Here is a 19,279-nt window from a genome sequence, read left to right on the forward strand (position 1 = left end):
CTGTGTCCGAGCGGAACTCAGGCGGCGTGTGCGTCGGCCAGGGTGAGTGCTTCGTCCAGGATCGCCAGCCCTTCCTTCGCCTCGGCCTCGCTGATCGTGCACGGCGGCACGATGTGCAGGCGGTTGGCGTTCACGGCCAGAAGGAGTCCGGCCGCGCGGCAGGCCGCGTCCACCTCGCGCAGCACGGTCGCGGCGCCGCCGAAAGGCACCAGTGGTTCGCGGGTCTGCTTGTCGCGGACCAGCTCCAGAGCCCAGAACACGCCGAGGCCGCGCACCTCGCCGACGCAGCGATGACGTTCGGCGAGCTCGCGCAGCCCGGGGCCGAGCACCCGCTCGCCCATCTCGGCGGCATTCTCGACGATGCGTTCCTCGGCCATCGCCGTGATGGTCGCCACGGCAGCCGCCGTGGCCAGCGGGTGCCCGGAGTAGGTCAGCCCGCCGGGGTACACGCGGTCGTCGAAGGTCGCCGCGATATGCGGAGCGATCGCGACGCCGCCCAGCGGTACGTACCCGGAGTTGACACCCTTGGCGAAGGTGAGTAGATCCGGAACGACCGCGCCGGATTCCCTAGTAGCGGAGGAGGATTGGGCAGCATGTTCGATGGCGAACCATCGTCCGGTACGCCCGAAACCGGACATCACCTCGTCCGCGACGAAGACGATTCCGTAGCGATCGCACAGCTCACGGACTCCGGCCAGATATCCCGGCGGTGGCACCATGATCCCCGCGGTACCCGGGACCGACTCCAGGATGACCGCCGCGATCGTCTCGGATCCTTCCAGCAGGATCGTCTGCTCCAGGTGCTCGAGCGCGCGTTCGCATTCCTGCGCATCGGATTCCGCATGGAACTGCGAGCGGTACCGGAACGGCCCGTGAAAGTGCACCACTCCCGCAGCGCCGCGATCATTGGGCCAGCGTCGCGGGTCGCCGGTCAGATTCACCGCCAGATCCGTCCCGCCGTGATACGAGCGGTACCGGGCCAGCACCTTGGTTCGGCCGGTATGCAACCGCGCCATCCGCACCGCGTGCTCGACCGCGTCGGCGCCGCCGTTGGTGAAGAAGATGCGGTTCAACTCGCCCGGGGTCCGCTCGGCGACGAGCCGGGCCGCCTCCGATCGCGCCGCATTGACGTGCTGCGGCGCGATCGTGCACAGCTTGGCGGCCTGTTCCTGCACGGCGGCAACCACTTTCGGATGCTGATGACCGATGTTGGTGTTCACCAGCTGCGAGGAGAAATCCAGCAGGCGATGGCCCGCACCGTCCCAGACATAGCAGCCCTGCGCGGCGCTGATGGTCATCGGATCCAGCTGCCGCTGCGCCGACCAGGAGTGGAAGATGTGCCTGCGGTCCAGCTCGTAGGCGCGCTCGGCCTCGGCGCGGGCGGCGGTGATGCTCAGGCCGTTGGGCAGCGGTGTGTCCGCGATCGGTGTGGTGTCCTGCGTCATCGTCCGGGATTCTCCTCTCGGTGGTCAGCTGTTCTGCGGGAAGCCGAGATTCAGGCCGCCGTGACTGGGATCGGGCCAGCGGGAGGTGATGGCCTTGGTCCGGGTGTAGAAGTGCACCCCGTCCGTGCCGTGCGCGTGGGAGTCGCCGAACAGCGACGCCTTCCAGCCGCCGAAACTGTAGTAGGCCATGGGAACCGGAATCGGCACGTTGATGCCGATCATGCCGACCTCGACCTCGTTGTGGAACCGTCGGGCCGCGCCGCCGTCGTTGGTGAAGATCGCGGTGCCGTTGCCGTACGGGTTCGCGTTGATCAGCGTCAGCGCCTCGTCGTAGGTCGCGACGCGGACCACCGAGAGCACGGGGCCGAAGATCTCGTCGGTGTAGACGCTCATCCCCGGTGCGACGTTGTCCAGCAGGGTCGGTCCCAGCCAGAACCCGTCCGCTCCACCGTCGGGCTGCACATCCCGGCCGTCGAGCGCCACCGTCGCACCCTCGGACTCGCCGGCGGTGATGTAGGCGGCGACCTTGTCCCGGTGCGCTCGGGTCACCAGCGGGCCCATATCGCTGTCGCGGGTGCCGTCGCCGGTCTTGATCGTCCTGGCGCGCTGGGTGATCCGCGCGATCAGGTCGTCGGCGATCTCGCCGACGGCCACCAGGACGCTGATCGCCATGCAGCGCTCACCGGCCGAGCCGAACCCGGCGTTGACCGCGGCGTCGGCGGCCAGATCCAGATCGGCGTCGGGCAGCACCACCATGTGGTTCTTGGCCCCGCCCAGGGCCTGTACGCGCTTGCCGGCGGCGGTGCCGCGCTCGTAGACGTAGCGGGCGATCGGCGTGGAGCCCACGAAGGAGACCGCCTTGATCGCCGGATTGTCCAGCAGTTCGTCCACGGCGGTCTTATCGCCCTGGACCACGTTGAACACCCCGTCGGGCAGGCCCGCCTCGGCCCACAGTTGCGCGAGCCACAGCGCCGCCGAGGGATCCTTCTCGCTCGGCTTGAGCACCACGGTATTGCCCGCCGCGATGGCGACGGGGAAGAACCACATCGGCACCATGGCCGGGAAGTTGAACGGCGAGATGATCGCCACCGGGCCCAGCGGCTGTTGGAGCGAGAAGATGTCCACCTTGGTGGACGCGTTCTCGGTGAAGCCACCCTTGAGCAGATGCGGTATGCCGCAGGCGAATTCGACGACCTCCAGGCCGCGGGTCACCTCGCCGAGCGCATCGGAGAGCACCTTGCCGTGTTCGGCGGTGATGATCGCGGCCAGATCCTGCTTGCGCTCGTTGAGCAGTTCGCGGAAGCGGAACAGGATCTGGACCCGTCGGGTGAGCGAGGTGTCGCGCCACGCCGGGAACGCCGCGGCGGCCGCCTCGACCGCCACCCGGACATCGGCGGTGTCCGCCAGCGAGACCTGACCGCTGACCTGACCGGTGGCGGGATTGGTCACCGGCGCGGTCGCCTCGCTGGTACCGGCGAACGGCTTGCCGTCGACCCAATGCGGGATGGTCTGCATATCTCTCCTCGAATCCGGACCGGACTGATGCTTCCACTGTGTCCCGGCGCGACCGGAATGGCGACCGACGAAATGTCGGCTTCGAGACCGGATGTATTACGATTCGTCGATGTTGCCCACCGTCGCGGAAATTCTCGACATGCCCGTGGTCCAGGCCGGAGAACCTCGGGTGATCGGCGGCGCACAGGGCCTGGGCCGGCCGGTGCGCTGGGTGCACGTCAGCGAGACCGCCGATCTGGCCACCCTGGTCTCGGGCGGAGAGCTGATCCTGACCACCGGCCAGCCGCTGGCCTACGGCGTACCCGCGACGGGCGCCTACCTGGAATCGCTGGCCGCGGCCGGAGTGGCGGGGCTGGTCGTGGAACTGGGCCGATACGTCACCGAACTGCCGACCTTCGTCGCGACCGTCGCCGATCGGCTCGGGTTACCGGTGGTCGCGTTGCGGCGGATCACTCGATTCGTAGAGGTCACCGAGGCGGTGCACCGGATGATCGTGGCCGACCAGTATGCCGAGCTGGAGTTCGCCCATTCGGTGCACGAGACGTTCAGCACCCTCAGCGTGCGCCGCGCATCGCTCGAGGAGATCGTGAAAACCGCTGCGACCCTGCTGGATTCGTCGGTGGTGCTGGAGGATCTGGCGCATCGGGTACTGGCGGTCTCGGCCCGGGGCACCTCGGCGGCGGCGCTGCTGGAGAACTGGGAGACCACCTCGCGCATGCTGCCCGACGATGTGGACAGCGCCGTCCCGGTCGGCCCGCACACCCAGCGCTGGGGGCGGCTGCTGCTGCGCTCGGAGAGCATTCCCTCGGCCAGGGCGCGGATGGTCCTGGAGCGGGCCGCGCAGACGCTCACCCTGCACCGGATGATCGAGAAGGATCGGTTCGGGTTGCACAGCCAGGCGCAGACCGGGCTCATCGAGGATATGGTCGCCGGCCGGGTCATCGACGAACAGGAGGCGGTGGCCCGCGCCGCGACACTGGGTCTGGCTCGCCGCGCCCGCTACGTACCGGTGACAGTGCGGGTGGCCGCGGTGAGCGAGCCGGATCCGGTGGCCCGGCAGCGCCGCGCGGCAACACTCCTGGACGCCGCCGGTCACGGCGTGGCACTGAGCCGGGCGACCGCACTGAGCGCGGCAGACGAACAACAGCTCACCCTCATCCTGGGCATCGGCAGGGACGGCGAGCTGGACCCTCGGCTGGAGCAGGTCTGTGCCGCGCTGGCCGCGGAGTTGCGCCGCACCGACGGCGTGCAACGGATCGCGGTCGGGGTGGGCGCGGATTCGGAATCGCTGCTGGACGCGGCGCGCGAACTCGCCCACGCCGCGCACGTCGCCGAAATCGCGTTGGCACTGGAATCGACCGCGCCGCGCGCGTTCTACCGCAGCGGCGATGTGCGGCTGCGCGGGCTGCTGTCGCTGATCCGCAACGAACCCGGCGTCCAGCGTTTCGCCGAGACGGAGCTGAGCGCACTGCTGCGCCACGACATCCGTCACCGCGGCGACCTCACCCCGACGCTGCGCCGATTCCTGGATCTGGCGGGTAACAAGACCGAACTCGCCCGGCGGATGAACATCTCGCGCCCGGCCCTGTACGACCGGCTGGCCCGCATCGAGCGCATCCTCGGCGTGGATCTGAACGACGGCGAGATCCGCACATCGCTGCACACCGCCTTGCTGATCCGCGATCTGACCGCAGGGTCCGGCGAGTCATGAGACCAACCACCGGACCGTGACCGGCGACCGGTAGGGCAGCATGAGCTTCATGATCACCGCCGAACGCATGCTGGACGTAGCCATCGAACAAGCCCGGCTCGGGCTGTCGCAGGGCGGCATTCCGATCGGAGCCGCACTGTTCGACTCGGAGGGAAATGTCCTGGGCCGCGGGCACAATCGGCGGGTGCAGGACGACGATCCGAGCCTGCACGCGGAGACCGTCGCATTCCGCGATGCCGGGCGGCGACGGGACTACCGCGACACCGTCATGGTGACCACGCTCTCGCCGTGCTGGTACTGCAGCGGTCTGGTGCGGCAGTTCGGCATCGGCGCGGTGATCGTCGGGGAGTCGCGGACCTTCACCGGCGGCCACGATTGGCTCGCCGAACACGGGGTGTCGATCACGCTGCTCGACGATCCGCGCTGCGTGGACATGATGACCAGCTTCATCGCCGAGCGCCCGCAACTGTGGTTCGAGGACATCGGCGTGACGCAGTAGCGCTCACCGATCGAGGAGAGCGAGGTGGCACCCGGCGGCTTTGCCATCCGCCGGGCGCCGTGGTGCCGCCCAGTTCGCACTCGGACGATGCGGGAACGGATCAGGTTCTCGGCGACGCGTCCTACCGTTGGACCACCTCCGCATGAGAGCGCGGAGAGCCGGAGATGAGCCGGCACCTCGTCGCGGTCGTCCGTATCCCTGCATCCTCGAGTTCGGCGGCGAATACTCAATCTGGAGCGAGAGTCTGAGCTTGTTGCGGCTGCCTCTACCGATTGGGCTACCCGGACCCGTGCCCGGGGCGGGGTTCGAACCCGCACTGATACCGCGAATCAGATTCATGTTCAGTTTGAGCTTTGCGCTCCTCGCGCTTCCCCCGCCTACGAGGCGGGGGAATTCCGTGGGGATCCGGGCAGGCCCGGATCCGGTACTAGCGGAACAGATACCCGAACACGACCTCACCGACCTTGCGGTCGGTCACCTCCGTCGCGTTGGCCTCCTCGCGGGCGAATTGCACTGCCTGACGCAGCTTTTCGATCCGGTCGGCGAGCTCGTTGACGCGCCGGGCGGGCAGTGCGCCGGAGAACTTGGTCGTGGTCCAGTATCCGATCGCGATGTCCTCGTAGTACACCTCGACCTGGGCCGGGTGCTTCTCGGTGGCCTCGGCCTTGACGTGGTTGCGCGGCACCTTCTTGGTGCGGATCGTGCGCACCGCATCGGTTCGCCAGGTGTCCGAGGAGTCGTCGAACACCCACGCCTCGGCGGCATCGAGCACCGGCAGCTTCTTGGTGAAGGTCAGCAGTTCGCCGAGCTGCTTCTCCAGGAACAGCAGGTAGGTGACCGGAACGTCGCGCAGCAGCGTCTCGCCCTCGACGGTCACATCGGCCGTGGCCTGGCAGTTGGTCCAGTCCTTGGTCGCGGTGACGTCGAACAGTCGGGTCAGGGTGTCGGCCGTGCGGCGCAGCACATCCTCCGACTTCAGTTGCACGCGAGTCGATTCGGGCGGCAGCTGCTCACCTTCCTCGTCCTTGGGCTGGTAGGACCGCGAGATACCGGCCAGCAGGGCCGGCTTGTGCAGTCCGGACTGCACCTCGGCCAGTTCGCGCAGCGCGCCGCCCTTGACGCCCTTCTCCACCGCGATGATCTGATTGAGCTTGGTCATGATGATGCCTCCCTCCGCACCGTTCTCGTACCGTGCAGCAGTCGTCGGAAAACCTTGTGCCACACCTGGAGTCATTACCGAGTGCGAGCGACGAACAGACGGTACGCCGAACCGCGCGAGGGGCGCATCCGAATTATCGGACCACGATCATCGGATCGGGTGCGGAGGGTCAGTTGTAGGCCCGCGCCACGCCGTCGAGCAGATGCTGCAGGGTGTCGTAGCTGGGCGTATCGACCACATCGACCACCTGCGGGGTGACCGGGGCGTGGTATTCGGTTGCCACCGAGGCGAACTGGGCCGGATCGCCGGTGCGGAAGCCGTGTTCGGCGGCGAGCTGCTGGAGTTCGGGATCGGTGGACAGCAGCTTGCCGAGACGGTCGCCCTCGGTGTTCAGCGGTACCAGGGTGTGCCGGGACAGCACCGTCGGTGACGGGTACATCAGCACCATGTCGGGGGTGATCCTGCCCGCTACCGACGCCTCCACGAACTGCGCCTCGTAGATCAGCACCATGGGCGTCGGGCCCATGCCGCCGGACAGGTACTCGTCGAACGGTCCCTTACTTGAATTATCCGAATAGCCCTGGCCGACAAAGAGTTTGGATACCTTCTGCACCGCGTTGTCCTCGGCGGTGGCGCCGCGCACGATCGTGTTGTCGTTGGCCACGTAGCTGGCGATCGCCAGATACATCGCGGCGGAGTTGGAGCTGCGCGGGTCGGTGGTGGAGACCAGGATGTTCTTCGGCACCGGATAGGTGGTGTTGCCGGGCAGCTGATTCCACTGCGTCCCGGTGCCGACCAGATCCAGATAGCGCTGCATGTCCAGGGTGGGCACCGGGCCGGGCCGCACGACACCGGCTGCGGTGAGCAGATCCACGATGGGCTTGAAGGTCGCGATCGCCATCGGCGAGGAGAAGGGCGTGTACCGGGTGGTGATGTTGCGTTCGCGCAGAATCACTTCCGCCGCAGGAGTACTCGACGGGAAGGCGAAGTCGAACTTGTTCAGGTCGACCGACGTGGCGATCTGGCGCGACCCGGCCGGTTCGACGTGTACCCGCAGGCCGTGGCGGGCCAGTTCGGAGACCACCTTCGGGTCGTTGAAGTAGGCGAGCTTCTCCGAGCCGATCACGCCGTGCAGGGTCGTCACCGAAGGTGTTGCGGCCGTGGTGGATTGGTGTGATCCACCGGTGCCGAAGGCGAGCGCCACCACGACCACGACGACGATCGCCGCGGCGACCGGGCCGATCAGATTGCGTCCGCTCCAGGGCGGCGGGAGCAGATCCATTGCCGCGGAACGCAATCGGTCCGCGATGCCGGATCCGGCGGTCCGCGGTGCACTCGATTCCTGTTCGGCCTCCGTGGGCCCGGCGCCGGGTTCGGGCTCGCCGTCCAGCGATCGGCGTGCGACGCGCTCGACCAGGATCGGGACGAAGTCGCGGATGGCGTGCCCGTCGAAACGACTGCGCGCGGCGCCGATCGCGGTGTGGACATCCTGCTCGGCATGGGTGTCCGTATAGTCGGCGACCAGTCGATCGGTCAATTGCCGCAGTGCTTTGTCTTCGCGTTCGCGTGCGACCTTGTCTTCACGTAGGGAATGGGTACCCACGCCGAGCTCCTCGACATCACAGGGAATGAATGCGCGGCATTATCCGGTGCGTCCCGGAGACATTACGGCACAAACGCTGCCGTTCCCAAGCGAGACAATAAGTTACGCGGCAGTTGCTGCGGAAATGCCTGCATACTTTGGCATTTCGCGAGAATAGTTGCGTTTTCCGATGTGCCACGTTCAATTTCGCGATACCGGAAATTCATCTCAGGTGAGGACGAGGAGTTCTGTGGAGGAGGCGATTTCGATACGCAGTCCCGCTTTTTCGGCGATCCGTGCCAGACCCGCGATATCGGTGGGCTCGGCGCGGCTCAGGATCAGCGCGCGGGCCAGCAGGCCCTTGTGATGCTTGTTGAAGTGACTCACCACCGTGCGGCTGCCGTCCGGACGTTCGGTGAGCACGGTCGCGGTGACCGCACCGGGAACGCGGCCCAACTGCTGATAGGTGCCCGAGCGCAGATCCACGACCAGCTGCCCGGCGGCCTCCTCCCGCAGCGCGGGAGTCAGCGCCGGTTTCCACAGCGAGGCCAGTGTCGCCATCCCGGGTAGCTTGGATCCGCCCGAGAGGCGGTAGGCCGGAATCGGATCACCTGCCCGCACCACGCCGAACAGTGCCGAGCCGATGGCCAGGCGGGCACGGGCCTTGCCGCGCTGCGCGGAGGTGAACGCTCCGGCATCGAGCGCGTCGTAGAGCACTCCGGTATAGCGCTCGAGCGCGGGCCGGGTGGGCGAGGTGCGCAGCGCGGCATTGCGCGCGATCTCCGTATCGGCGGCTTTGCCCAGGCCCAGGGCCGCACGGGCAGCGGCGGGGTCGGCGGCCAGCTCGACAAGGTGGGTGATCAGCTTGTCGCGCACGGCGGTCAGCTGCGGCAGGGACAGCTCGTTCAGGTCGAGCGGACCGAGTTTTCCACCGTCGGACTTGGTTTCGGAGGGAGGCAGCAGCACCAGCACGAGCCGATACGGTACCGGCGCGCAGCGCGGGCGTGGGGAGGGGAGTGGCTCGCCGATCCGCGTGGCCGGAGCACGGTCTACTCTGTGCATCCGTGATCACCCGTCTCTCACACCTGTTCCTGCGCACCCTGCGTGACGATCCCGCCGACGCCGAGGTGCCCAGCCACAAGCTTCTCGTCCGTGCCGGATACGTCCGCCGGATCGCGCCGGGCGTCTACTCGTGGCTGCCGCTGGGGCTGCGGGTGCTGCGCAAGGTGGAGCAGGTGGTGCGCGAGGAGATGGACGGTATCGGCGCGCAGGAGATCTCGCTGCCCTCGTTGTTGCCGCGCGAACCCTACGAGGCCACCAATCGCTGGACCGAATACGGTGACGCGCTGTTCCGGCTGCAGGATCGCAAGAAGGCCGATTACCTGCTCGGGCCCACCCACGAGGAATTGTTCGCCCTCACCGTGAAGGGTGAGTACAACTCCTACAAGGATCTGCCCGTCACGCTGTATCAGATCCAGACCAAGTACCGCGACGAGGAGCGCCCGCGCGCCGGAATTCTGCGCGGCCGCGAATTCGTCATGAAGGATTCGTACTCGTTCGATCTGGACGAGCAGGGTCTGCGGGCCAGCTACGACGCGCACCGCCAGGCATATCAGCGAATCTTCGACAGGCTCGGGGTCAGCTATGTGATCGTCGCGGCGACTTCCGGGGCGATGGGCGGCAGCGCGTCGGAGGAATTCCTGGCCGACAGCCCCGTCGGCGAGGACACCTATGTGGTCTGCCGCGAATCGGGATATGCCGCGAATGTCGAAGCGGTGATCACTCCCGCGCCCGCGGCGATTCCGCTCGACGGGCAGCCCGCTGCGCAGGAGCACGACACTCCCGGCACCCCCACCATCGCCTCGCTGGTCGACTGGGCGAACGGCGCCGGGATCGGCGAACAGTACGGGCGGCCCGTCACCGCCGCGGACACGTTGAAGAACGTCATGGTCAAGCTGCGTCACCCGGACGGCAAGACCGAGATCCTGGGCATCGGCGTGCCGGGTGACCGCGAGGTGGACGACAAGCGCCTGGGCGCCGCGCTCGAACCCGCCGAGGTCGAACTGCTCACCGAGGACGACTTCAAGGCAAACGCCTTCCTCGTGAAGGGTTACATCGGCCCGAAGTCGCTGCAGGCCAACGGTGTTCGTTATCTGGTCGACCCGCGCGTGGTCACCGGAACCGCCTGGATCACCGGTGCGGACTCGCCCGGACGCCATGTGGTCGGACTGGTCGCCGGACGCGATTTCACCCCCGACGGCACGATCGAGGCCGCCGAGGTCCGCGACGGCGATCCCTCGCCCGACGGCCGCGGCACGCTGGTCGCCGCGCGGGGTATCGAGATCGGGCACATCTTCCAGCTCGGCTACAAGTACACCGACACCTTCGAGGTCGATGTCCTGGGCGAGAACGGCAAACCGGTCCGGCTGATCATGGGCTCGTACGGCATCGGCGTCTCGCGCATGGTCGCGGTGCTCGCCGAACAGATGCACGACGACAAGGGCCTGCGCTGGCCGAGCGAGGTGGCCCCCTTCGACGTGCACGTGGTCATCGCCAACAAGGATGCGGGTGCTCGCGCCGGTGCGGAACAGGTTGCCGCCCAACTGGATTCGGCCGGTCTCGAGGTCCTGCTCGATGATCGCACCGCATCGCCCGGAGTGAAGTTCAAGGACGCCGAACTCCTCGGCATGCCCCTGGTCCTGGTCGTCGGCCGCGGCTGGGCCGACGGCAAGGTCGAACTGCGCGACCGCTTCGCCGGAACCGGTGACGAGATTCCCGCGCAGGACGCGGTTCAGGTGGTCCTGGACAAGGTGCGCGGCTGAGAACTGCCGGTCGATGCCCCGGTCCGGTCGTAATCGACGAGGCCGGGGCCCGGATCTAGCTCTGCGTAGGTCTGCCCGGGAACGCCACCGTGGCCGGATTCGTGCCCAGGATCTTCTGCCAGGTGGCCAGGCGCACCGAGCACTCGGTCAGGGCTTCGGTGCCGGTGCGGCGGACGGCCGGGGAGTCGGCGCGTTCGATGGCCGAGCGCCAGGCGATCGCGGTATCGGTTTCGACCGTGACGGCGAATTTGGCCGCCGGGATCGGATCGTTCACCGTGAACGGCGGCGGGTAGGCCGCGGCGGGGCCGGGGACCGACGCCCCGGTGGCCTTCAGCGCGTCGATGGTGGCGTCGCGGCGGGCGCGGTGGGCCGCGGTGAAGTCGACGACGATCTGGTTGCGGTCCGCGGCCGCGTAGGCCGAGATGACGCCGTAGGCGTAGACGGCGGCGTATTCGGCGTTGAGCGCAGCGGTCAGCACCTGCTGATCGGCGGTACTCATGGCAGCAGAACCTCCACGTGGGCGGCGCAGGACGCGCTGATCGAGGCCAGCAGCCCGGCGCGGTAGGCGGAATTCGTCGACGCCGCGTCGGCGGCCGACTTCTGTGCCGTGGCGATCCGGGTGCGCACGGCGTCGACGGTCGGTGGCGGCGACGGGGCGACCGGGGGCGTGACCGGCGGGCTGGCCGACTTCGGTTTGGTGCCGTCGCCGTACAGGCCGATGGCTCGATCGATCTCGGCGCGCAGGGCGTCGGCGTGGGCGGTGCGCTGGGTCGCGATGACGGTCAGCGCGGCCGCCTTGTCGGGTGCGGTGGCCGCGGCGGCCTTCGCCCACACCGCGTCGGTGCGAGCCGAAACCTCGTGCGGCAGTAGCGCGTCCGGCTCGAGCGGCTTGTCCTTGGCACAGGCCGCGGCGCTCAGGGACATGATCGCGAACGCACCGCCGCCCGCGACGCGCAGCAGCGCCCGGCGGTCGAGTGCGGCGGTCCGAATTCCCGCATCGGCGGCGGGTGGTGCGGAACTGCCGGGGGGATGGACGCGATGACTGGTCGGCACGCGTACATCGTGCCAGTCATCGTCCCGACCGGGGACGGCGGGCGCGTCGCGGCGCGCGGCGACGACGCCGAGCCGACTCTCGTCCGGTCCGGAGCGGGTTCGCTGTGCGGATTCGCGCCCGAAGCGGCGAACCGGGCCGACGAGGCCTCGCGGCGGCCGCTGTGAGCACGGGAAACCTGAGAACGCCGGCTGGTCCTTTACACTCTTCCAGCGCGTTACGCTAGACCTCCGGTGGAGTATTCCGCCGACGCCACGCGCCGACCATGCTCGACCAGGACCGATACCGACAACTACACCCCGCCACAACTGAACCAGGAGCCGCCCCACATGCCGATGCCGACCGAGGAAAGGGTGAGCCAGCTCGTTGCTGAGCTCGTCGAGAGTCGAGGGTTCGATCTCGAGGGCGTTGCTGTGTCGGGCGCGGGCAAGGACCAGGCACGAGTCGTGGTCACCATCGATAGCGATGCCACCGTCGATCTGGACGCGGTGGCGGATCTGAGCACCGATGTCTCCGAAATCCTGGACGAGACGGGTGATTTCGGTGAGACCCCGTATCTGCTCGAAGTCACCACACCCGGGGTGGACCGTCCGTTGACCCATCCACGCCACTGGCGCCGCGCTCGCGGCCGCAAGGTGCGCATCACCCTGCGACCCGATGCGCCCGTTCCCGAGGACAGCGGGAAGTTCGAGGCCCGAGTCGGCGAGACCACCGACACCGAGGTGGCTCTGGTACTCGGCGGACGGCGAAAGCCCCACCGCGTCCACATCCCGCTCGCCGATATCGAGCGGGCCGTGGTCCAGGTGGAATTCTCCGCGCCGGGCGCGGCGGAGATGGAACTCGCCGGGGGAGTCGCCCCCGGACGCCCGGCGCCCGGGGCACAGGACGACCAGGGAGCAATCCAATCAGCGCCAGCTTCGACCGAAGGGACCATGGCATGAACATCGAAATCGAAGCCCTGCGCGCGATCGTCGCGGACAAGGGCATCGCGATGGAGACCGTGATCTCCGCGATCGAGTCCGCCCTACTCACCGCCTATCGGCACACCGAGGGTCACGAACCCAACGCGCGCATCGACATCAACCAGAAGTCCGGTGTGGTGCGGGTGATGGCTCGCGAACTCGACGCGGACGGCAACGTCATCTCCGAATGGGACGACACCCCCGAGGGGTTCGGGCGCATCGCCGCGACCACCGCGCGTCAGGTGGTGCTGCAGCGGTTGCGCGATGCGGAGAACGAGAAGTCGTTCGGCGAATTCTCCACGCACGAGGGCGATATCGTGGGCGGCGTCGTGCAGCGCGACGCCCGGATGAACGCCCGCGGAACCATCGTGGTGCGGATCGGCAGCGAGGCGCACGGAGCCGAGGGGCTGATCCCGCCCGCCGAACAGGTGCCGGGGGAGAAGTACGAGCACGGCGATCGGATCAAGTGCTACGTCGTGGGCGTCTCGCGCGGGCCGCGTGGTCCGCAGATCACGCTCTCCCGCACGCACCCGAACCTGGTGCGGCGGCTGTTCGCGCTGGAGGTGCCCGAGATCGCGGACGGCTCGGTGGAGATCGTCGCGGTCGCCCGCGAGGCCGGGCACCGCTCCAAGATCGCCGTGCGCACCACCGTGTCGGGCGTGAACGCCAAGGGCGCGTGCATCGGCCCGATGGGCCAGCGCGTGCGCAACGTGATGAGCGAGCTGGCGGGCGAGAAGATCGACATCATCGACTACGCCGAGGATCCGGCCACGTTCGTCGGGAATGCGCTGTCCCCGTCGAAGGTTGTCTCCGTCACGGTCGTCGACGAGGAGGGCCGTGCCGCGCGGGTGGTCGTCCCGGATTTCCAGCTGTCGCTGGCGATCGGCAAGGAGGGGCAGAACGCCCGCCTGGCCGCGCGCCTGACCGGCTGGCGGATCGATATCCGCAGCGATGCGGCGCCGGATCCGGCTGGTCCGATGCGTTCGGAGGCCCAGCGCGGGTGAGAGATTTCTCGCACGGGATGACAGGTTGGTAGCTAACCAGAGGGCTGGATGCGGGGTTCCGGACATGACAGCGGTACAGTGGACGTTGGCTCAGCGCGAGTCTTCGGCACCACCGCGCACCGGACCCGTCCGGACGTGCATCGGATGTCGGAAACGCGAGCTGGCCGCCGATCTGTTGCGGATCGTGGCGCAGACGTCCGGAACGGACAGCGTTGCGATCGTTCCCGATCCGCGGCGCAGACTTCCCGGAAGGGGTGCCTGGTTGCACCCCTCATCGGCTTGTCTGAGCAATGCGGAACGGCGTCGATCGTTCGGCAGAGCACTACGAGTGTCCGGAAAACTGGATATCTCAGCCCTGGAGCACTACCTCGAGAACAGGCACGAGCACTCATGAGCACACCGTGAAGTACCAGCGATGAACGTCCATCGGAGATAACCCGAGGTCGTGCGGGCCACCCGTCCACAGGTGACGGGCTGCCACGCTCGACCTCTCAGTGAGGAGAGCAGTGGCAGGCAAGGCCCGCGTGCACGAGTTGGCCAAAGAACTCGGTGTCACGAGCAAAGAACTACTCGCAACGCTCAAGGAGCAGGGCGAGTTCGTGAAATCGGCGTCGTCGACGGTGGAAGCACCCGTCGCGCGTCGTCTGCGGGAATCGTTCGCATCCAAGTCCGCGCCGGCCAACGGCAGCGGCAAGTCCGGCGGTCCCCGTCCCGGCCCGGGACAGTCCGCGCGTCCGGGTCCCAAGCCGTCGTCCGGCGCGACGCCCGGTCCCCGTCCGGGACCGCGTCCCACCCCGGCGCCCGCTCCGGCCCCCGCGCAGCAGCCCGAGGCTCCGGCCGCCAAGGCGCCGGCGCCGGCTCCCCGGTCCGAGAACGCTCCGGCCGCCAAGCCGGGTCCCTCGGTGAAACCGGGTCCGGCCGCCAAGCCCGCGCCGCAGGAGCACGCTCCGCGTCCGGGTGCGGATCGGTCCGGTCAGCGTCCGGCTCCCGGTGGCCCGCGTCCGGGTCAGCAGCAGCGTCCGGCCGCCGCGCAGGGCGGTGGCCCGCGTCCCGGTGGCCCCAAGCCCGGCCCGAAAACCCCTCGGGTGGGCAACAATCCGTTCTCCTCGGCGCCTGAGCGGCCCGCGCCGCGTCCGGCTCCCGGGCCCGGTGGCCCGCGTCCGGGTCCGTCGCAGGGCGGCGGTCCCCGGCCGACGCCCGGTCAGCGTCCCGGCCCCGGTCAGGGCGGTCAGCGTCCGGCTGCGGCGCAGGGCGGCGGTCCGCGTCCCGGTGGTCCGCGTCCCAGCCCCGGCTCGATGCCGCCGCGGCCGAATCCGGGTGCGATGCCGCAGCGCGCGGCACGTCCGGGTCCGAGCGGCGCCGGTCGTCCGGGTCGTCCGGGCGGTGGTCCCGGTGGCGGCGGCGGTCGTCCCGGTGGCGGCGGTGGCGGTTACCGCGGTGGCGGTGGCGGCACCGGTGGTCCCGGTGGCGGCGCGGGTGCCGGTGCGGGTGCTCCCGCGGCCGGTGGCTTCCGGGGACGTCCCGGTGGCGGCGGTCGTCCCGGTGGTCCGGGTGGTCGCGGCGGTGCCGCGGGTGCCTTCGGACGTCCCGGTGGCGCGCCGCGTCGCGGCCGCAAGTCCAAGCGGCAGAAGCGCCAGGAATACGACTCGATGCAGGCGCCCGCCGTCGGCGGCGTGCGGCTGCCGCGCGGTAACGGCGAGATCATCCGGCTCGCCCGCGGCGCGTCGCTGTCCGACTTCGCCGAGAAGATCAACGCCAACCCGGCCTCGCTGGTCCAGGCGCTGTTCAACCTCGGTGAGATGGTCACCGCGACCCAGTCGGTGAACGACGAGACGCTCGAGCTGCTCGGCGGCGAGATGAACTACGTCGTGCACGTGGTCTCCCCGGAGGACGAGGACCGCGAGCTGCTGGAGAGCTTCGACCTCACCTACGGCGAGGACGAGGGCGGCGAGGAGGACCTGCAGGTCCGTCCGCCGGTGGTCACCGTCATGGGCCACGTCGACCACGGTAAGACCCGACTGCTGGACACCATCCGCAAGACCAACGTCCGCGAGGGCGAGGCCGGCGGCATCACCCAGCACATCGGCGCGTACCAGGTCCTGACGAACGTCAACGACGAGGAACGCCTGATCACCTTCATCGACACCCCGGGTCACGAGGCGTTCACCGCCATGCGTGCCCGCGGTGCGAAGTCCACGGACATCGCGGTCCTGGTGGTCGCCGCCGACGACGGCGTCATGCCGCAGACGGTGGAGGCGATCAACCACGCGCAGGCCGCGGACGTGCCGATCGTGGTGGCGGTAAACAAGATCGACAAGGAGGGTGCGAACCCTCAGAAGATCCGTCAGCAGCTGACCGAGTACAACCTGGTGGCCGAGGAATTCGGCGGCGACACCATGTTCGTCGACATCTCCGCCCGGCAGAACATCAACATCCAGGGTCTGCTGGAAGCGGTCGTGCTGACCGCGGACGCGGCGCTGGATCTGCGGGCCAACCCGGACATGGACGCGCAGGGTGTCGCCATCGAGGCGCACCTGGACCGCGGTCGTGGTCCGGTGGCCACGGTGCTCATCCAGCGCGGCACCCTGCGGGTCGGCGACTCGATCGTCGCGGGCGATGCCTACGGGCGTGTGCGCCGCATGGTCGACGAGCACGGCGAGGACGTCGATGCGGCCCTGCCCTCGCGGCCGGTCCAGGTCATCGGCTTCACGTCGGTGCCCGGCGCGGGTGACAACCTGCTCGTCGTCGAGGAGGACCGCATCGCGCGGCAGATCGCCGACCGCCGCAATGCGCGCAAGCGCAATGCACTGGCCGCGCGCAGTCGCAAGCGGATCAGCCTGGAAGATCTGGATGCCGCTCTGAAGGAGACCTCGGAGCTGAACCTGATCCTCAAGGGCGACAACTCGGGTACCGTCGAGGCGCTCGAGGAGGCCCTGCTGGGCATCGAGATCAGCGACGAGGTGCGCCTGCGGGTCATCGACCGCGGTGTCGGTGGCGTCACCGAGACCAACGTCAACCTGGCCTCGGCGTCGAACGCGATCATCATCGGATTCAACGTTCGCGCGGAGGGCAAGGCGACCGAGCTGGCCAACCGCGAGGGCGTGGACATCCGGTACTACTCGGTGATCTACCAGGCCATCGACGAGATCGAGAAAGCCCTCAAGGGCATGCTCAAGCCGATCTACGAAGAGGTCGAGCTGGGGCGTGCGGAGATCCGGGCGATCTTCCGCTCCTCGAAGATCGGCAACATCGCCGGTTGTATGGTCACCGCCGGGTCGGTCAAGCGCAACGCCAAGGTGCGCCTGATCCGCGACAGTGTGGTGGTCGCCGAGACGACGTTGCAGTCGTTGCGCCGGGAGAAGGACGATGTCATGGAGGCTCGCGAGGGCTTCGAATGTGGTATCACCCTGGGCTACAACGACATCAAGGAAGGCGACGTCATCGAGGCCTTCGAGCTTCGAGAGAAGCCGCGGGACTGAGCGGATCCAGTACCTGTCACATCGTCGTCGTTCCGCGCCTGCGGCCGGGTCTTCCGGCCGCGGGCGGCGGGACGGCGGCGGTGGGATCGGCACCGCTGAAAAACAAAGAGGTGAGCCCTTGTTCATCGGAGCGCTCGAGTTCGACATCCTGCTCGGCGACGTTCATTCGCTGAAGCAGAAGCGTTCCGTCATCCGCCCGGTCGTGGCCGAGCTGCAGCGCTTCGGCGTCAGCGCGGCCGAGGGCGGAGAGCACGACAAACATCGCCGTACTCTGCTGGGCGTCGCCCTGGTCAGCTCCGAGATGGGTCATCTCACCCAGGTGCTGGACAAGTGCGAACGCCACGTGGCGGCGCGTCCGGAGTTAGAGTTGCTGGCAGTACGCCGCAGGATCTTCGGGCCAGAGGACTGACCGGCGGCATCGTGTCCGCCGCTAGTGGATACTTCAGGAGGACGCCATGGTGGATCAAGCCAGGGCACGCCGACTCGCGAAGCGGATCGTCTCGATCGTGGGTACGGCGATCGAATACGAGATCAAAGATCCGAGACTGAGTTTCGTGACGATCACCGACGCCAAGGTGACCGGTGATCTGCGCGAAGCGACCGTCTACTACACCGTGCTGGGCCAGAACCTGCAGTCCGAGCCCGACTACGCGGCCGCGGCCGCGGGTCTGGACAAGGCGAAGGGCGTACTGCGCTCCAAGGTCGGTGCGGCGACGGGGATCAAGTTCACCCCCTCGCTGGCATTCGTGCTGGATACTGTGCCGGACGCGGCACGCGAGATGGAGGAGCTGCTGGCTCGGGCCCGTGCGGTCGACGAGCGGGTGGCTCAGGTCGCCGCGAACGCGACCCATGCCGGTGACGCCGATCCCTACAAGACCGAATCGGACGAAGAAGACTGACTGCGGTTTCGTGGTCGCCGCGGTGGGAAGCTGGTCTTATAGCGGTGCTCGGTGTGATCGCACCGGGGCCGCCCCACCGCCAGAGGAAACGTGGTCGAGACCATGACAGCAGTAACGCCGGCGGCCGATCTAGCTGCGGCCGTGCAGGTTCTGGACACGGCGCGGTCGGTGACCGTGCTGTGTCACGTTCAGCCCGACGCCGACACCATCGGCAGTGGGCTGGCACTCGCGCAGGTGTTGCACCGGCGCGGGACGCCGGTGCGGGTCTCCTTCGCCGCGCCGGCCGAATTACCGGTCTCGATGCGTTCGCTGCCGGGCACCGAACATCTGGTGCCGCCGGAGCAGGTGCCGGCCGAGGTGGACGTACTGGTCGCCGTGGATTGCGGCAGTGTCGGTCGACTCGGCGCGCTGGCCGGCCGGATCGCCGGTGCGGCAACGACTCTGGTGCTCGACCATCATCGTTCCAACACCTGTTTCGGCTCGGTGAACGTGGTGGATCCGACCGCGGAGTCGACCACCGCGCTGTTGGCCCGAATCCTCGACGCCTGGGGTGAGCCGATCGATCGCGACATCGCGTTCTGCCTGTTCGCGGGTCTGGTCACCGACACCGGATCGTTCAAGTGGGCGGGCCCCGGCACGCACAAACTTGCCGAGAGATTGCTGGCAACCGGTATCGACGGTGCGGGCATCACCCGGACGTTGATGGACACCCATCCGTTCGGCTGGCTCGGCATGCTCTCCCGGGTTCTGGGCACCGCGCGGATCGAACCGTCCGCCGCAGACGGCGCCGGCCTGGTCTACGTCTTCGTGCGCCGCGAGGATATGGACGGGGTGCGTTCGGAGGAGGTCGAGAGCGTCATCGACGTCATCCGCACCACGGCCGAGGCCGCGATCGCGGTGGTGTTCAAGGAATCTCGCACCACCGCCGAACTCTGGACGGTCTCGCTGCGCTCGCGTGCCTCGGGCATCGGCGCGGACGACGGCGTCGACGTGGCGCGCGTCGCGACGGTCCTGGGCGGCGGCGGCCACCGCTACGCGGCCGGTTACACGACCACCGGAACTCCCGAACATCTCGTGGCAGCCCTCCTGACAGCGCTCGACGCTGCCGGTTAGCCAACCGGATTCCATTGCGTCGACCGGGATAGTGCCCG

The 19,279-nt window shown here is 68.4% G+C and carries 18 protein-coding genes; 11 read left to right on the forward strand and 7 right to left on the reverse strand.

Annotated elements, in window-relative coordinates; all coding sequences use genetic code 11:
• Nucleotides 1–17: 17 nt before the first annotated feature.
• Nucleotides 18–1,445, reverse strand: a complete 1,428-nt coding sequence (locus tag K7711_RS24875; RefSeq protein ID WP_222971868.1) for an aspartate aminotransferase family protein — start codon at nt 1,443–1,445, stop codon at nt 18–20.
• Nucleotides 1,446–1,469: 24 nt separating this feature from the next.
• Nucleotides 1,470–2,960: a CoA-acylating methylmalonate-semialdehyde dehydrogenase gene (locus K7711_RS24880; protein WP_222971869.1), complete on the reverse strand. Its 1,491-nt coding sequence runs from the start codon at nt 2,958–2,960 to the stop codon at nt 1,470–1,472.
• A 109-nt stretch (nt 2,961–3,069) separates the two neighbouring features.
• Here K7711_RS24880 and K7711_RS24885 point away from each other — a divergent pair, with 109 nt between their 5' ends.
• Both K7711_RS24885 and K7711_RS24890 read left to right on the forward strand, forming a co-directional pair.
• Nucleotides 3,070–4,671 carry a PucR family transcriptional regulator gene (locus tag K7711_RS24885; protein WP_222971870.1) on the forward strand — a complete coding sequence of 534 codons (1,602 nt, stop codon included), beginning with the start codon at nt 3,070–3,072 and terminating at the stop codon, nt 4,669–4,671.
• 40 nt (nt 4,672–4,711) lie between these two features.
• Complete coding sequence (locus tag K7711_RS24890; RefSeq protein ID WP_235747753.1) at nt 4,712–5,170, forward strand: nucleoside deaminase; 459 nt, start codon at nt 4,712–4,714, stop codon at nt 5,168–5,170.
• 427 nt (nt 5,171–5,597) lie between these two features.
• Here the strand turns inward: K7711_RS24890 and K7711_RS24895 are convergent, their stop codons facing one another.
• The 3 genes from K7711_RS24895 to yaaA form a co-directional block, all read right to left on the reverse strand.
• Nucleotides 5,598–6,329: a DUF7873 family protein gene (locus K7711_RS24895; protein ID WP_040826054.1), complete on the reverse strand. Its 732-nt coding sequence runs from the start codon at nt 6,327–6,329 to the stop codon at nt 5,598–5,600.
• Between the two features lie 169 nt (nt 6,330–6,498).
• Complete coding sequence (locus K7711_RS24900; RefSeq protein WP_308014932.1) at nt 6,499–7,932, reverse strand: three-helix bundle dimerization domain-containing protein; 1,434 nt, start codon at nt 7,930–7,932, stop codon at nt 6,499–6,501.
• Between the two features lie 207 nt (nt 7,933–8,139).
• Complete coding sequence (gene yaaA / locus K7711_RS24905) at nt 8,140–8,883, reverse strand: peroxide stress protein YaaA (RefSeq protein WP_222971871.1); 744 nt, start codon at nt 8,881–8,883, stop codon at nt 8,140–8,142.
• 92 nt (nt 8,884–8,975) lie between these two features.
• On the opposite strand from yaaA, the gene K7711_RS24910 reads away from it, so the two are divergent.
• Nucleotides 8,976–10,733: a proline--tRNA ligase gene (locus K7711_RS24910; protein ID WP_222971872.1), complete on the forward strand. Its 1,758-nt coding sequence runs from the start codon at nt 8,976–8,978 to the stop codon at nt 10,731–10,733.
• A 55-nt stretch (nt 10,734–10,788) separates the two neighbouring features.
• Here the strand turns inward: K7711_RS24910 and K7711_RS24915 are convergent, their stop codons facing one another.
• Together K7711_RS24915 and K7711_RS24920 are read right to left on the reverse strand one after the other, a co-directional pair.
• The gene (locus K7711_RS24915; RefSeq protein WP_222971873.1) at nt 10,789–11,232 is read right to left on the reverse strand and encodes a ferritin-like domain-containing protein; all 444 of its coding nucleotides are present in this window, start codon (nt 11,230–11,232) and stop codon (nt 10,789–10,791) included.
• On the reverse strand, nt 11,229–11,786 hold the full coding sequence (locus K7711_RS24920; RefSeq protein ID WP_308014933.1) for a hypothetical protein: 558 nt from the start codon (nt 11,784–11,786) through the stop codon (nt 11,229–11,231). Before K7711_RS24920 ends, K7711_RS24915 begins: the two co-directional genes overlap by 4 nt.
• Here K7711_RS24920 and K7711_RS24925 point away from each other — a divergent pair.
• From K7711_RS24925 to K7711_RS24960, 8 genes are all read left to right on the forward strand, one after another.
• Nucleotides 11,772–11,951 carry a hypothetical protein gene (locus K7711_RS24925; RefSeq protein WP_222971874.1) on the forward strand — a complete coding sequence of 60 codons (180 nt, stop codon included), beginning with the start codon at nt 11,772–11,774 and terminating at the stop codon, nt 11,949–11,951. The two genes, K7711_RS24920 and K7711_RS24925, sit on opposite strands and share 15 nt — an antisense overlap.
• Nucleotides 11,952–12,113: 162 nt before the next feature.
• Nucleotides 12,114–12,725, forward strand: a complete 612-nt coding sequence (gene rimP / locus K7711_RS24930) for a ribosome maturation factor RimP (RefSeq protein WP_222971875.1) — start codon at nt 12,114–12,116, stop codon at nt 12,723–12,725.
• Complete coding sequence (gene nusA, locus K7711_RS24935; protein WP_222971876.1) at nt 12,722–13,750, forward strand: transcription termination factor NusA; 1,029 nt, start codon at nt 12,722–12,724, stop codon at nt 13,748–13,750. Before rimP ends, nusA begins: the two co-directional genes overlap by 4 nt.
• A 64-nt stretch (nt 13,751–13,814) precedes the next feature.
• On the forward strand, nt 13,815–14,144 hold the full coding sequence (locus K7711_RS24940; RefSeq protein WP_083895838.1) for a YlxR family protein: 330 nt from the start codon (nt 13,815–13,817) through the stop codon (nt 14,142–14,144).
• A 112-nt stretch (nt 14,145–14,256) separates the two neighbouring features.
• Nucleotides 14,257–17,229: a translation initiation factor IF-2 gene (gene infB / locus K7711_RS24945; protein ID WP_222971877.1), complete on the forward strand. Its 2,973-nt coding sequence runs from the start codon at nt 14,257–14,259 to the stop codon at nt 17,227–17,229.
• 118 nt (nt 17,230–17,347) lie between these two features.
• Nucleotides 17,348–17,638, forward strand: a complete 291-nt coding sequence (locus tag K7711_RS24950) for a DUF503 domain-containing protein (RefSeq protein WP_040825781.1) — start codon at nt 17,348–17,350, stop codon at nt 17,636–17,638.
• 46 nt (nt 17,639–17,684) lie between these two features.
• Nucleotides 17,685–18,128: a 30S ribosome-binding factor RbfA gene (rbfA, locus tag K7711_RS24955; protein WP_222971878.1), complete on the forward strand. Its 444-nt coding sequence runs from the start codon at nt 17,685–17,687 to the stop codon at nt 18,126–18,128.
• A gap of 102 nt (nt 18,129–18,230) precedes the next feature.
• Nucleotides 18,231–19,241 carry a DHH family phosphoesterase gene (locus tag K7711_RS24960; protein WP_222971879.1) on the forward strand — a complete coding sequence of 337 codons (1,011 nt, stop codon included), beginning with the start codon at nt 18,231–18,233 and terminating at the stop codon, nt 19,239–19,241.
• Nucleotides 19,242–19,279: the final 38 nt, after the last annotated feature.

This window comes from Nocardia coffeae (genome assembly GCF_019890715.1).
GTDB lineage: Bacteria > Actinomycetota > Actinomycetes > Mycobacteriales > Mycobacteriaceae > Nocardia > Nocardia jiangxiensis.